The 14,296-nt window shown below is 59.9% G+C and carries 12 protein-coding genes; 9 read left to right on the forward strand and 3 right to left on the reverse strand.

Annotated features, from left to right (window positions below; genetic code table 11):
- The 3 genes from ACIREA_RS13015 to ACIREA_RS13025 all read left to right on the forward strand — a co-directional run.
- Positions 1-1,389, forward strand: a 1,389-nt coding sequence (locus ACIREA_RS13015; RefSeq protein ID WP_397382706.1) for a c-type cytochrome, incomplete at its 5' end; no start/stop codon positions are given.
- Positions 1,390-1,391: 2 nt separating this feature from the next.
- Positions 1,392-2,798, forward strand: coding sequence for a DUF1501 domain-containing protein (locus ACIREA_RS13020; protein ID WP_397382707.1), 1,407 nt, complete (start codon positions 1,392-1,394; stop codon positions 2,796-2,798).
- A gap of 1 nt (position 2,799) precedes the next feature.
- Positions 2,800-3,588 (forward strand): alpha/beta hydrolase, encoded by a 789-nt coding sequence (locus ACIREA_RS13025; protein WP_397382708.1) that lies wholly within the window; start codon positions 2,800-2,802, stop codon positions 3,586-3,588.
- Between the two features lie 2 nt (positions 3,589-3,590).
- On the opposite strand, the gene ACIREA_RS13030 is transcribed toward ACIREA_RS13025, so the two are convergent.
- Positions 3,591-5,366 carry a hypothetical protein gene (locus ACIREA_RS13030; protein ID WP_397382709.1) on the reverse strand — a complete coding sequence of 592 codons (1,776 nt, stop codon included), beginning with the start codon at positions 5,364-5,366 and terminating at the stop codon, positions 3,591-3,593.
- 51 nt (positions 5,367-5,417) lie between these two features.
- Positions 5,418-6,356, reverse strand: coding sequence for a polymer-forming cytoskeletal protein (locus ACIREA_RS13035; RefSeq protein ID WP_397382710.1), 939 nt, complete (start codon positions 6,354-6,356; stop codon positions 5,418-5,420).
- 183 nt (positions 6,357-6,539) lie between these two features.
- Here ACIREA_RS13035 and ACIREA_RS13040 point away from each other — a divergent pair, with 183 nt between their 5' ends.
- From ACIREA_RS13040 to ACIREA_RS13065, 6 genes are all read left to right on the forward strand, one after another.
- Positions 6,540-7,745 (forward strand): homoserine O-acetyltransferase, encoded by a 1,206-nt coding sequence (locus tag ACIREA_RS13040; protein ID WP_397382711.1) that lies wholly within the window; start codon positions 6,540-6,542, stop codon positions 7,743-7,745.
- Positions 7,746-7,750: 5 nt separating this feature from the next.
- The gene (locus tag ACIREA_RS13045) at positions 7,751-8,533 is read left to right on the forward strand and encodes an MBL fold metallo-hydrolase (protein ID WP_397382712.1); all 783 of its coding nucleotides are present in this window, start codon (positions 7,751-7,753) and stop codon (positions 8,531-8,533) included.
- A gap of 58 nt (positions 8,534-8,591) precedes the next feature.
- Positions 8,592-10,142: a TIGR03790 family protein gene (locus ACIREA_RS13050; RefSeq protein ID WP_397382713.1), complete on the forward strand. Its 1,551-nt coding sequence runs from the start codon at positions 8,592-8,594 to the stop codon at positions 10,140-10,142.
- 97 nt (positions 10,143-10,239) lie between these two features.
- Complete coding sequence (locus ACIREA_RS13055) at positions 10,240-11,655, forward strand: PQQ-binding-like beta-propeller repeat protein (RefSeq protein WP_397382714.1); 1,416 nt, start codon at positions 10,240-10,242, stop codon at positions 11,653-11,655.
- A gap of 140 nt (positions 11,656-11,795) precedes the next feature.
- Positions 11,796-12,302, forward strand: a complete 507-nt coding sequence (locus ACIREA_RS13060) for a family 16 glycoside hydrolase (protein WP_397382715.1) — start codon at positions 11,796-11,798, stop codon at positions 12,300-12,302.
- Between the two features lie 53 nt (positions 12,303-12,355).
- Positions 12,356-13,135: a cyclic nucleotide-binding domain-containing protein gene (locus ACIREA_RS13065; protein ID WP_397382716.1), complete on the forward strand. Its 780-nt coding sequence runs from the start codon at positions 12,356-12,358 to the stop codon at positions 13,133-13,135.
- Here ACIREA_RS13065 and ACIREA_RS13070 read toward each other — a convergent pair.
- Positions 13,113-14,296 (reverse strand): enolase C-terminal domain-like protein (locus ACIREA_RS13070; protein ID WP_397382717.1); only part of this gene is annotated, 1,184 nt, incomplete at its 5' end. The genes ACIREA_RS13065 and ACIREA_RS13070 overlap by 23 nt on opposite strands.

Genomic DNA, 14,296 nt, shown 5'->3' on the forward strand with positions numbered 1-14,296 from the left:
GACATGTATCGCGGCATCATCCAGCACCAGAGCTTCCTGACGCACTACCTCATCGCGAACATCAAGGATCGCAAACTGGAGACGCCGTTCAATCAGGGCCGCATCTGGCGCATCGTGCCTGACTCACAAGAGCGCCCGCAGCCGGTGAAAGTGAGCAAAGACGTGAGCCTGCTCACCCATGCCAATGGCTGGGTACGTGACACTGCACAGCGCCTCATCGTCGAATCTGGCGATGCCTCCACCGTGCCTGCGCTGAAGGAGATGCTCTCCAACAAATCAGCGCTCGCTCGCCTTCACGCACTTTGGACTCTCGATGGTCTGGCAGCCCTCACGCCTGATCTGCTGCGCGCCACATTGGCCGACAAAGACGCTCAGGTGCGCGCTGCAGCCGTCCGTATTTCCGCACGTGACTTGGCCCCGGATTTAATCGCCCTGACTGCGGAAAAAGACGCGCTCGTCCTCGCCCATCTCGCCATCAAGCTCACCTCATTCAATCTGCCGGATGCTGATACCGCCGTGGCAAAACTTCTCACGAGCAACGGCAAAAACGTTTTGGTCCGTGAAGGTGCTTTGACCGGCATGCGTGGCAGGGAGGCTGCCTTTGCCAAGCTCATGGCAGCCCAACTCACCAAAGACAACAGCTCTCAGATCATTCCCGTGATGGAGGCCCTCGGCTCGCTCCTGGCTCAGGCTGGCAAATCAGGACCATTTGAAGACATGCTCGAACTCGCCGCCGCACAGCCTCAGGGTGGCGCGATGCAGATGGCTGTCATCAAAGGACTTGCCAGCAATGGTGGTGACCCCAAATCCAAAACGCCCGCCAAGCTGCTCTGGCTCGACGCCGAACCTCCATCCTTGAAAACACTCAAGTCAGTGATGAGCGACAAAGCGGGAGCCAAGCTGTTTGCAAGTGTCGAAGCGCGCCTTGCATGGCCCGGCAAACCAGGAGCACCACCTCCGCCCAAAATCGTGCCGCTGAACGAGGCGCAGACAGCTTTGTTTGAGAAAGGTAAAACCGTCTACGCCACCCTTTGCGCCGCCTGCCATCAGCCGCACGGCTTCGGACTTGATGGCCTCGCGCCACCGCTGGTGGACAGCGAATGGGTGCTCGGTAAACCGGAGATTCTCACACGCATCGTCCTCCACGGACTCGCCGGCCCGGTGAAGGTTGGAGGGCGCAGTTTCAACCTCGCCATGCCGCCGCTGCCACAGCTCACCGACGAAGATATCGCCGGCGTGCTGACCTACATCCGCCGTGAATGGGAGCACAACGGCTCGCCGGTCGAAACCAAATCCGTCACCACCCTGCGCGCGCAAAACAAGGCCCGCATGGCGATGTGGACAGAAGAAGAATTGAAAAATCTCGGCAAGAAACCGAGTTCCAAGTAATCATGCACTCATCACCACTGCTCCAACGTCGCGCTTTCCTCGGCAAAACCTCTCAGGGACTCGGAGCAGTGGCGCTTGCATCGCTGCTGCAGCCAGCCCATGCCGCACCGGTGCGCGGCGTGCTGGGAACTCTGCCCCTCCCTCAGAAGGCGAAGCGAGTGATCTGGCTCACCATGGCAGGCGGCCCCTCGCATCTGGAGACGTTTGATCCCAAACCGAAGCTTGCCGAAATGAACGGCAAGCCGATGCCCGAATCGTTTACGAAGGGGCAGCAGCTCGCGCAGCTGCAAGGCAAGCCATTGAATTGCTTCGGGCCGCGGCATCCTTTTGCCAAATTCGGGAAGAGCCAGATCGAGATCTGCTCCCTATTTCCGCAGATCGGCAGCGTGATCGACGACATCTGCCTCATCCGTTCCATGACGACGGACGCGATCAATCATGATCCGGCGCACATGTTCATGAACACCGGCTCGCAGATTGCTGGCCGCCCCAGCATGGGCTCATGGATCACCTACGGACTCGGCACCGAGGCTTCAGATCTGCCGGGTTTCGTTGTTCTGACATCGCTCGGCAAAGGCGGGCAGAATCAGCCCATCGCTGCTCGGCAGTGGAGCAGCGGCTTTTTGCCATCGAAATACCAAGGCGTGCAACTGCGCGCCCAGGGCGATCCAGTGCTGTATCTCACCAATCCAAATGGCATCACGCGCGATCAGCAAGGCCGCGACGTGGCGGCCATCAACGCGATCAACAAGCAGCACGACGCTCTCGTGGACGATCCTGAAATCGCCACGCGCATCGCGCAATACGAGATGGCTTTTCAAATGCAGGCCAGCGTTCCAGATTTGATGGACGTGAGCGCTGAAGGCGCGAAGACGCTGGAGCTTTACGGCTGCCAGCCCGGCGATGGATCTTTCGCATCCAATTGCCTTCTCGCACGCCGACTCGCCGAACGCGGCACGCGCTTCATCCAGCTCTATCACAAAGACTGGGACCATCATGGTGGCGTCAAAGAAGGCATCGCGCTCAAAGCGCAGGAAATCGACCGCGCGTGCATGGCTCTCATCACCGATCTCAAGCAACGCGGCATGCTGGACGAGACCCTCATCGTCTGGGCCGGAGAATTTGGCCGTACACCGATGTCACAGGGCGGCAGCGGCCGCGACCATCACAACAAAGCCATGTCCGTGTGGCTCGCAGGTGCAGGCATCCAGGGCGGCATCGTTCATGGAGCCACCGACGATCTTGGCTATGCCGCCATCGAAAAAATCACCACCGTCCACGATCTGCACGCCACCATGCTGCATCAGCTCGGCATCAATCACGACGCCTTCAGCTTCAAGTTCCAGGGGCTGGATGCACGCCTGAGCGGTGTGGAAGGTGCCAAAGTGATCAAGGACATCCTCGCGTGAAATGAGTTTCCGCACCTTTGAATCAGCCCACATCGGCAACGGCATTCATCACGCTACGGTGAAGTCTGCCGCGCTGAGCCGTCGTGCAGACATCAGCTTCTATGTGCCGCCTGAGGCCAAGGCAGAAAAGCTTCCGCTCGTGATTCTGCTGCACGGCGTTTACGGCAGCCACTGGGCGTGGCTCTACAAAGGCGGGGCACATCAGGTGCTCGACCGACTGATCAAAGAGGAAAAGCTGCCACCGATGATGCTGGCCATGCCTTCAGACGGCCTGTGGGGTGATGGTTCAGGCTATGTGCGACACGCTGCGGCCGATTACGCCAGTTGGATTGTCGATGAAGTGCCCGAGGCAGCCGCTGAAATCGATTCCCGCTGCGTCGAAGCACCGCGCTTCATCAGCGGCTTGTCCATGGGCGGCTACGGTGCGTTGCGGCTCGGGCTGCTGCATCCGAAAAAGTTTACGGCCATCAGTGCGCACAGCAGCATCACCGACGTGCCGCCGCAGATGCGGGACTTTGTGGAGGAGACCCTGGCAGAATTTGAACTGGCCGAAACCGAGCCTCTGGCGGTCATTGATTGCGCCAAGCTGAATTCACGCCTGCCGCATCTGCGTTTTGACTGCGGCAGCGAGGATGTCTTGATCGAGCACAACCGCACGCTGCATCGTGATCTGGAAGCCGCAGGCATTCCTCATTTATATGAGGAGTTTCCCGGCGGACACACCTGGGACTACTGGCATGAGCATCTGGCGGACACGCTGCGTTTTTTTAACGCGTGCCTCTCCGCATAGGGTCACTTCTTCACCGACCTCGCCTTGTCCGTGTAAAACACCATCGGCAGGCTCAGGTGCTCCTTGTCGCCCACCGTCTGCCCGACGAGCGGAATGAGGTTCTTGAAAGGAAACTCAGGGCTGGGGGCAAAATCGCGGTCAAAAGCGAGCATGGGGCCGCGGATGATAAGGTCACGCCACTCGGCATAGGGGCCGGTGTAGATGTCGGTGATGCGCTCGACTTTGGCTGAGACAGGCGTCATGACGAAGCCGGCCAGCTTCACACCGCGTGCCTCGGCTTTTGATTTCATGACTTCGTAGTCACCACGCTGCGTGCACAGATCCACGCAGGGCACGTCCCCATACCAGGCAATGAATGCGGGCGAATCAGAGATGACGAACTCCTCCTTCTCCATGAGCTGACGCAGAATGGAAACACGTTCCGGCAGAAAGGGTGGCCAGTGTGGCGGGATTTTACCGCCCATGGTCAGTCCAAACTTCATCAGCACGGGCAGATTCACCGCCAGTGGCAGCGCGGTGATGAGCAAGGCCACCAGCGGCGCGCCCCAGCGTGCCATGAAGTCGCCGGACATGTGAAAGCGCGACCACAGCACCACAAGCATCGCAGCACCGTAGGTGCACATGGCGGGCATGAGCACGAAGTAGAGCGCATTGTCGTCCTTCTCTTTGTCTCCCAGGCCGATGAGTCCCATGCCGATGGTCACGCAGGCAAAAACAACCGCCAGCGTCCAGCGTGCGGAAGCCGCATCCGCCTTGCGAAAGCGGTGCATGAGGGAAAGGAAAAACAGCAAAGCGGGCACGACATATCCCAGATGCGCCATGAGCAGCCCCAGCTGATCCTGCCAGCCGAGGCCGACACGCCGCAGCAGATCATCCACCTGCAGCAGCGGCACGCTGGGGGAGAAGTCACGCAGCAGCAAATCATGCGCCACAGCAGAAGATTGCGCCTGGAACAAGGCCTTGATGCCGCCTAGTGGGTCACCACAGAGCTGGACATTCCACCAGCCCCATGCGGCCAGTGTCAGCACCGGGAACAAGGCCACCACAATGGCTCCAGCTTTCCCGCGCGGAAGAAACAACACCATGCCAATGATGACTCCCGTCACGATCCAAAGGGCCATCCAGTGCGTGAGCACCATCAGCGAACAGACGATTCCCAGCAGCGTGAGTGGCACCAACATGCCGCGATTTTCCACCGCACGTCCCGCCGCCGAGGCATACAGACGAAACGCCAGCGCAAACAGCAGCACCAGCAGCCCCCGTGGCGCACCGCTGACCATCAGCTCCCACGCTGGCTCACACACCAGCAGCGCGATGGCCGCGATCGCCGCGACTTGTTCATCAAACAAACGCCGTGCTGCGCCGTGCGTGAAAAAAATCGCCAGCAGATACCACGTCACGCCGAAACACGCGATCACTCGGTCCAGCATGAAAATCGCTCCGCTGGTCACGGGATCATAAACCTCCCAGCGCTTCAGGAAACGAAACGCCACCGACCACAGCAATGGCTGGAGCGGCGGCTGCACGGTCTCGGGCATCGCCAGTGGCGTCGGCTGCTTCTGCGAAACCTCCATCTGTGACCAGGCGTATGGCTCGATCACGTGCGTCTGATACGAGCCCGTCCGGGCGATCTGCCGCGCAAGCTGCGCCTGATTCATGCCTTCAGCACTGCTCAGGCCGCGAAACGTCACAAACACATGCAGCAGCGCCATGACGATGGCGGCGGCATAAAACACCAGTCGAAGCAGAGCGCCGGGGCCGGAGGAGTTGGGAGACATGGCCGTTACATGCCACAGACGGGCCCTGCGTGCCAAGAACGATCTCGCATCTCACTGATGCGGCTCGAAAATCACCCCGCCGCACTGGCGCTGACCGTCCGCGCCTGCACAGCGCCAGTACCAGCGCACCGCAGGCTTCACAAACGAACCCAGCTTGCCCTCCAGAATGCGGAACTGCCCCAGCAGCTCGCCGCCATCAAGCACCTGGAGCGAACGCGCCGCCACGGTGCCTGACAAGGTGCCTCCCTTTTCCAAGGTGACCGGCCCTTCACACACGAAATCCCCCGAAGCATGGCCCGCGACGGTGATCGAGCGCGCCCGCACCTCCTGCAAAAACGTCACTTCACAGCCCGCAGCCACTTCGAGGCGATCACAGACGATGCTGTCAGCGATCAGTCCGTCCATGTCGATCGTCCTTGAAGGCAGCTCGAATGATTCCTGCTCGATGCGCTGCAGCTTTTTCATGCAAATCGGGCAGGAAGGCGTGGCAAAGTCGCCCGCCGTGGTGACGACGAAGAGGAAATCACTTTTTTCGGCAGGCAGAGCCCGCACGGCGGCATCCAGCGCCACCGCATCCACCGCTTCGATGCGCAGTTCCTGCGCCGTGCTCAGCGCTGCCGGGCTGAAACCCGCAGGTGCGATCAAAATGCCACGGGTATCGCGGGCGGTGCGCAGTTCCTGTGCAAAACGCTGCACCGTCTCCGGCGTCGCCCCCCATTCGTTCCATGGGACGGTCTTCACCATCGCCCGCCGCGCTTTCACCGATCTGGGTTCCTCGATCATGCCAAACAGCACCGCGCCGTCCGGCATGATGCGTGAGCCTGACAGTTCGCAGCCTGCCTGCGTAGCAATCGCACGTGCCAGCTCTGAAAGGCGCGCCCAATCCAGGCATGCGATCAACTCCGGCGACCAACCGGCCAGCCGGTCCACACCGCCACTCCGCCGCAGGGAAAAACCTGCCTCTTCGAGAGTGACAAACGGATCTAGCATGGGCGAAATGGCTGGAGGCTGGATTTGAGGCGCTGGTTTATTGACACCGAACGGCGGTACCAAAGCACATTCAAGCGAAGCACCAACCCTATTGATCATGCCATTCACGAAACTGGCAGACAAGACCTGACGGCGAGCAATCCGCCTTGCCGCTTCTCCAAAACCCTGTTTCTTCCGCGCCTCATGTCGAAGGCCGTCAAAACAGAAGAAACCAAGTTTTTCCAAACCGGAAGCGCCAAGGAACCGTTCACGTTCGCCAGTGGCGCTCAACTGCCAGAAATCACAGTCGCCTACGAAAGCTACGGCAAGCTCAACGCCGCCAAATCGAACGCCATTCTCCTGTTCCACGCACTTTCCGGCAGCCAGCATGCGGCAGGCGTCACCACAGAAGTGCCAAACACGGATCAACGCTGGACGGAGGACATCCACAACGGCTGGTGGGATCTCTTCATCGGCCCCGACAAGGCGCTCGACACCAACCGCTACTTCATCATCTGCGCAAACTACCTTGGCGGCTGCTACGGCAGCAGCGGACCGGCCTCGATCAATCCTGCCACCGGCAAGCCCTACGGCAGCACCTTTCCCGAAGTGCGCACCAGTGATGTTGTAAAATCCCAACTGGCCCTTCTCGACAGCCTCGGCATCAAAACACTCCACGCCGTCATGGGTGCTTCCGTCGGCGGCCTCCTCGCGATCAATCTCGCCACCCTGCATCCTGAGCGTGTCAAACTCGTCGTCCCCATCGCCAGCGGCTGCCGCACCACGGTACTCACACGTCTCACGTTGTTCGAGCAGGTTCTCGCGATTGAAAACGATCCGCACTTTCGGGGCGGAGATTTTTACGAAGGCAAGGCGCCCGAATATGGACTCGCGCTTGCCCGCATGATCAGCCACAAAACCTTCGTGCATCTCGACGCCATTGAGCGCCGGGCGCGGAAGGATGTGAAGCACGGCGGCGACACGCTCTCGTGGTATCGCGTCCAGCACAACGTCGAGAGCTACATGCTGCATCAGGGCAAAAAATTCGTGAAACGCTTCGATGCCAACACCTATCTGCGCATCGCTGACATGTGGCTTCGCTACGATCCCCTAGGGGATGCGGGTGTGGACAACTATGCCGATCTGTTCGCCCGCAGCGCCGCCGCCGGGCAGCACTACCTGGTCTTCAGCATCGACAGCGACTTCTGCTTCTACCCCGAGGAGCAGGCCGAACTCGTCAGCCACCTCGAAAAAGCCGAGGTCTCCAACATGCACATCACTGTGCATTCCGACAAAGGCCACGACTCCTTCCTTCTCGAACCCCAGCTCTACACCCCGCATCTCTCGTTCACCCTTGATGGCCGCTGGAACAAAAGCTCGGTGGATCGTCCGGTGCAGGAGGTCGAATAACTCCCATGTCCCTGCAACTCACATTCCTCGGCACCGGAACATCCGTCGGCATTCCGGTGATTGGCTGTGACTGCGCCGTGTGCCGCAGCACCGACCCCAAGGACAAGCGGCTGCGCAGTTCGGTTTACATCCACACTCCTGAGGCGGCATGGGTGGTGGATACCGGGCCGGACTTCCGCATGCAGTGCCTGCGCGAAAACATCCGCAGCCTGGATGCCGCGATTTTCACGCATCCCCACATGGACCACCTCACCGGCTTCGATGATCTGCGTCGCTTCACCACCGAGGCGGATCATTTCCTCCCGATCTACGGCACGCCGGAGTGCCTCGCCGTGCTGGAGCGCATGTTCAACTACGCCTTCAATGGAGAGAACCGGTACCGTGGCTATTTGAAGCCGTTCCCGAAACCGATTCATGGCCCCTTTCATCTGGGCGAAACCACGATCACCCCCCTGCCCGTGCAGCATGGCAAGGTGGACACGATCGGTTTTCTTTTCTCACGCGGCGGCAAAAAGCTCTGTGCGTACATCCCCGACTGCAAGACACTTCTGCCCAAAACTCTCGAACTGCTGAAAGGGGTCGATACGCTCATCATCGACGCCCTGCGCCACACGCCGCACCCCACCCACATGAGCTTTGAAGAGACCCTGGCCGTGCAGCGCGAACTCCAGCCGCGCCAGACATGGTTCACCCACATCCAGTGTGAGATCATGCACTCGGTTGAAGACCCCAAACTGCCGCCCGGGGTGAACATCGCCTACGACGGCCTTAAACTGGAGTGGACTTGAAATGAGGCCTGGGATTCCAATCCTGAATCAACAACCACGCGGCAGAGCTGCGAGAGCATTGTTTCGTCATTTTTGCATCCTCCTGCTGCTCACACATGCCGCTCGCGCCCAGCTCATCGCCGACTGGGATGCCGCAGCTGAAACCGCCGTCGTTTTCAATCCAGATTTCCCCGGCTCTGCGGAGCTGGCCGCCTACTACGCCGAACAGCGCCACATCCCCAAGGAGCGCGTCATCGGACTGCGCTGCTCGCAGGAGGACTCCATCTCACGCGGTGAGTTCGAAGCCCAGCTGCGCGGCCCCTTGCTGCAGCTTTTTGAATCCAGGCACTGGTGGAACGCAGAACCACCCACACCCGGCAAGCCGCTCACCGGAGACGGCATCTCCTCCACCACGACCCCGTCCAGCAAGGTGCGCGTGCTGGTGCTCATGCGCGGCATCCCCTTTCAAATCCGCCGTGCAGCGCAAAAGCCCAAACAATCCGAGGAAGACGAGGCCAGCGTCGACTCTGAACTCGCGGTTCTCGGCCTCAACAATCCGCCCGTCAAAGGCGGCCTGCGCAATCCCTACTTCGACCAGCAGGCGCGTTTTCCACATGCTCAAAACTCGCTTGGACTCCTGATCGTCGGCCGGCTCGACGGACCTGATGACCCCACGGTAAAACGCATGATCGATGACGCGATCTATGCCGAGCAAACTGGCCTGCTTGGCCGCGCCGTCGTTGATCTCGCTCAGAAAACCGGTGTCTATCAGGAAGGCGAGGACTGGCTCAAGAACAGCGCCGAATCCTATCGCCGCGCCGGCATTCCCGTGTTCATCGATCGCTCCGCTGAAGTACTGCGTGATGGCTGGCCGCTGCCCGACACCATTTTCTACTTCGGCTGGTACACCGATCACATCGTCGGCGCACTAGCCTCACCCGGCTTCCGTTTCAAGCGGGGTGCCATCGCCTGCCATCTGCACTCGTTCAGCGCCAGCATCATCCGCTCGCATGACAGGGCCTGGGCCGGCCCACTCCTCTCGCACGGAGCCGCCGTCACCTTTGGCAATGTTTTTGAGCCCTACCTCGCGCTCACGCTGCACTTTGACATCTTCAACAAGCGCCTCCTCGAAGGCTTCACGGTCGGCGAGGCCGCATGGAATGCCACACCGGCGCTGTCGTGGATGAACGTCGTCCTGGGGGATCCCTTGTACCGCCCCTTTGGCAAAGGCATTGGGACTAAGCTCGGCGAAGGATCCGACCGCGACTACGCGCTCTATCAAGGCATGGCGCTGCGCCTGGCAGGCGAGCCTGATGGGCACATCAAGACCGCACTCACCGAATTTGCCGAGAAACGAAAAAGACCGCGCCTCCTCGAACTCACCGCCCTGCTCTCCGCCCTGCAGTCCAAATTACCCCAGGCCATCGACCTGCTCGAACACGCCGAATCCACTACTCAAGATGCCGCCGAGCTGCTGCGTTTGAAATTGTACCGTGCAGAAATGCTCCGCCGCAGTGAAAAAGCCGATGCCGCACGCAAGCTGCTGCGCGAGACACTCGGTGACTCCCGTTTCAAAGAGCAACCCGCCCGAACTGCCGCCGAGTCCCTGCTCAAGGACATGGGAGGGTGAAAAGCGCTGCCAGATAGAATGCAGCGAAAGTGGCAGTCTGTGCTAAAACCCGGGGCTCATCGCCCGTTTGAAGTAAGCCGCTCATTCACACCCATCCATGAAGATCACCACCACCGCTCTGTTCTTACTTTGCCTGACCCTCGGGGCCAGCGCTGAAATCCGCATCTGGAAGGACGCCTCAGGTGCCCACGAAATCAAAGCCGAACTCGTCAGTGTCACCGGAGGCAAAGTCACCCTGAAGCGTGAAAACGGCACATTGCTCACTCTTTCGGTCGCCTCCCTCAGCAAGGCAGATCAGGCTCTCCTAGGTGGCGGTGCCTCCGGCAGCGCTGGCGCCGGCGCTCCAGGCGACTGGCCGCAGTGGCGGGGCCCGGGCCGTGACGATGTCTCGAAGGAAACCGGCCTGCTCAAAAAATGGCCAGCCGAAGGTCCGAAGCGCCTGTGGGTAAATGAGGAAGCCGGGCTCGGATATTCTGGTTTCGCCGTTGTCGGCGGCAAGCTTTATACCATGGGCTTGTACGATGCTGAGGAAAAGCTCATCTGCATCGACACCGCCACCGGCAAGAAGCTGTGGGAAACCGCCGTCGGCCCGATTCTGAAGAACGGCTGGGGAGATGGACCACGTGCCACCCCCACCGTCGCCAACGGCATGGTCTATGCCACAGGTGGCAATGGTGACATCATTTGTGCCGATGCTGCGTCCGGCAAGAAAGTCTGGGAAAAAAGCCTCCAAAAAGATCTCGGCGGCAAACTTCAGGGCTGGGGCTACACCGAATCCCCGCTCGTGGATGGCGATCTCGTCATTGTGACTCCGGGCGGTGCCCAAGGTGCCGTCGCTGCACTGGATGCCAAGACCGGCAAGGTCGCATGGCAGACCAGCGATGTGACGGAAAACGCCCAATATTCCTCCGTCATCCCCATCACCCAAGGTGGTGAGCGCGAATACGTGCAGTTGCTCATGAACAGCATCCTCGGCGTCTCCAAAACGGGCAAGGTGCTGTGGAAAACCGAATTCCCCGGCAAAACTGCAGTGATTCCAACCCCCATCTACAGTGATGGTCAGGTGTATGTGGCCGCTGGTTATGGTGTCGGCTGCAAGTCGGTGAAAATCGACGGTGGCAGCGTGACCGAATTGTATTCCAACACCAACATGGTCAATCACCATGGCGGCGTAGTTCTTATCGACGGCCTGCTCTACGGCCATTCCGACAAGGGCGGCTGGACCTGCCAGGATTTCAAAACCGGCGACATCGTCTGGCAGGACAAGGGCATCGGCAAAGGCGCGGTGACCAGCGCGGACGGCAAGCTCTACTGCCTCAGTGAAAACGAAGGCACGGTCGCCTTGGTCGAGGCATCCAAGAAGGGCTGGCAGGAAGTCAGCAATTTCAAACTCGAAGCCACCTCCTCACAGCGCAATCCCAAGGGCAAGATCTGGACGCATCCCGTCATCAGCAACGGCAAGCTTTACCTGCGTGACCAGGAGTTCATCTCCTGCTACGATGTGAAAGGCTGATGCACAGTTTCATCAAATCTCTCGGAGGCAGGGCCGCATGGCTCTGCCTCTTTTTTGTGCTCACTCACTGCGGTCAAGCACCCCGCAGCGAGTGGAAACTGCTCTCGGACGAGTTTGCACCTTCCTGGAAAGCGTCCGGCATGCCCGAAGAAGGCAAAGTTTTGATACACGACGGCGAGATCACATTGCAGCCCGGCCAGCCAATGACCGGCGTACGTTTTGACGCATGGATGTCCGCGGGCCTGCCCGTCGTACGTTATGCCATCGAATACGAAGCCATGCGTGTGGAGGGGAACGACTTCTTCGGTACCGTCACCTTTCCGGTGAACGACTCGCATGTCTCACTCGTCGTCGGCGGCTGGGGTGGCACGCTCGTCGGCATTTCCAGCATTGATGAAATGGACGCCAGCGAGAACAACACCCACGGCAACGCCTTCTTTGAAAACAACCGCTGGCACAAGGTGCGCATTGAGGTGCGCGATGACGAACTGCGGGCCTGGATCAATGACAAGCTCTTCGTCAATACCAGCACCAAAGGCCACCGGCTCGGCCTGCGAAGCGGCGACATTGAAAAATGCATCCCCTTCGGATTCGCCAGCTATGCCACGCAGTCACGCATTCGCGGCGTGCTGATTCGTCGCCTCTAAACTATCCGACCTGAGGCTTGACCTTGCAGGGCCACCCCATATCCTCCGCACTTATGGCAACCGAGCACTTTCAACGAGGTCAGGTCATTTTTCGTGAAAACGACAAGTCCAAGGAGGCCTACTTCATTGTCAGTGGGTTGGTCGAGATCTCCATCAACACCTCCCATGGCGTCCAGTCACTTGCCCAGATCGGCCCGGGTGAAATCTTCGGTGAGATGGGCATGATCATGGACCGCCCGCGCTCCGCCACCGCCACCGCTCTGGAGAGCACCACGCTTGAAACCATTGCTGAGGCGGATTTTGAACAGCAGATCATCCAGCGCTCCGACCGCCTGCATGTGTACCTCGCCACGTTGTTTGAGCGCATCCGCAGGACCGACCTGCTGCTGACCACCACCACGAATGCCACCGTGCCACTGGTGACCAAACCCAAACCGGCCAAGGAACCCGTCTTCCGTGTGAAGATCCGTTCGCATTACGATGAAACCGGTTTCGACCATCCTCCGGTGGAAAAAACGATCACCAAGCTCCCCTTCCGCATTGGTCGCACCTACTTCGACACCGCAGTGTCATCCCTCGCCCGCAACGACATCTCGATTGAAGAGCATCATCCGTATCAGCTCTCGCGCAATCATTGCGAGATCGATTTCGAGCACGGTCATTTCGTCCTGCGTGATCGCGGCAGCAAGCTCGGCTCCTGGGTGAATGGCGAACACGTCAGCGTCGATGCGGGCTGCATCACCAGCCTGCTGAAAACCGGCGAAAACAGAATCATCTTCGGCAACGCCGACAGCCCGCACCGCTACACGATCACGATTGAGGAGCTGCCGTAAGCACGCGCTTCACTTCATCCGCACGATAGCCAAATCCCGGGCCGCTGAGCGTGCTCAGGTCCACGATGCCATTGCGCCGCTGAAACAGGCCGGGGTGAATCTCCTGCTCAGGCAGTGACGCATCGGGGTAGAACTGCATCGCATTGCACTCCACGCCCTGAATCGTTCCCGCATGGGCGGCCAGGCGCACGTGCGGAATCATCGCCAGCATCGGGTTCGTCAGATCCTGCACCATGAGCGGCATGCCATGCGCCTTGGCCCAGCACAGGCTCAGCAAGGCACCGGTCTGCGTTTTGCAGGTCTTCAAGGCCACACCAGACCAGCCGAGGCGGCGGCCCAGGCGCACGAACTCCCAGTCGTGCGCGCTTTCATCGAGGAACAACGGCTTGCGCGCTGAGACGCTGCGCACGTCGATTTGATGCGCCTCAAGATCATACGGGAACGGCTGCTCCACATACAAAGTACGGGCAAAAATCTCCGGCTCGTCACGCAGCAACCGGTCGAGGATGTCATTCACATACCCAGGCTCCTTGACGGTGCAGTTGAAGTCCGCGCTGAGCCACTTGACGCCACCAGCAAAACCAATGCGGCCGATGCGCTGCATGCGCTCAAAATCCCAGGCCGCATCCGTGCCGCGCAGCTTGACCTTGAGGCATTTCAAGCCGTCGCGTTTGATCCAGTCTGCCAGCAGCAGCGGATGCTCGTCTTTCGGCTCCGTGCCGTTCAAATCCGCCGCCTCCAGCGCATCCACACCGCCCACGAGATGCCACACCGGGAGTTGCTTCGGAGCATCCATGACAAGGTAGTCCTGCGGATAGCGTCCTTTGAAATCAATGCCGCTGCCTTCTTCCGGCGTGATGAACGCAGACAAATCCCGGCTCATGAACTCCGCGTTGTACGTGGAATAGATGTCACGGTTGTGCAGCACGCCATACGCATCATGCACGGCGATGTCGAAGGCGCTGAAGGCCACGAGCGAGCCGAGGTAGGGCATCTCATCCCCGCCCGCAGCAGCATTGGCCTCTTTCAAGGTCGCCGCCAGCGGGCCATGCATGAAGTCCTGGCCGATCTCCATCGGATGGCCAGTGAAGCCGCTCTCCACGAGGCGCTTGGCCAGCAGTGTGGAAAAATCCTGCATGCGCTGCGCACGCACCGCCACAC

Source organism: Prosthecobacter sp. (genome assembly GCF_044373815.1).
GTDB lineage: Bacteria > Verrucomicrobiota > Verrucomicrobiia > Verrucomicrobiales > Verrucomicrobiaceae > Prosthecobacter.

What these genes read in the sequence shown, in the direction of transcription:
- ACIREA_RS13055 (WP_397382714.1), top strand. Translation starts at nt 10,240, where the DNA reads ATGAAGATCACCACCACCGCTCTGTTCTTACTTTGCCTGACCCTCGGG.
- ACIREA_RS13030 (WP_397382709.1), bottom strand. Translation starts at nt 5,366, where the DNA reads ATGTCTCCCAACTCCTCCGGCCCCGGCGCTCTGCTTCGACTGGTGTTT.
- ACIREA_RS13065 (WP_397382716.1), top strand. Translation starts at nt 12,356, where the DNA reads ATGGCAACCGAGCACTTTCAACGAGGTCAGGTCATTTTTCGTGAAAAC.
- ACIREA_RS13040 (WP_397382711.1), top strand. Translation starts at nt 6,540, where the DNA reads ATGTCGAAGGCCGTCAAAACAGAAGAAACCAAGTTTTTCCAAACCGGA.
- ACIREA_RS13060 (WP_397382715.1), top strand. Translation starts at nt 11,796, where the DNA reads ATGCCCGAAGAAGGCAAAGTTTTGATACACGACGGCGAGATCACATTG.
- ACIREA_RS13020 (WP_397382707.1), top strand. Translation starts at nt 1,392, where the DNA reads ATGCACTCATCACCACTGCTCCAACGTCGCGCTTTCCTCGGCAAAACC.
- ACIREA_RS13025 (WP_397382708.1), top strand. Translation starts at nt 2,800, where the DNA reads ATGAGTTTCCGCACCTTTGAATCAGCCCACATCGGCAACGGCATTCAT.
- ACIREA_RS13045 (WP_397382712.1), top strand. Translation starts at nt 7,751, where the DNA reads ATGTCCCTGCAACTCACATTCCTCGGCACCGGAACATCCGTCGGCATT.
- ACIREA_RS13035 (WP_397382710.1), bottom strand. Translation starts at nt 6,356, where the DNA reads ATGCTAGATCCGTTTGTCACTCTCGAAGAGGCAGGTTTTTCCCTGCGG.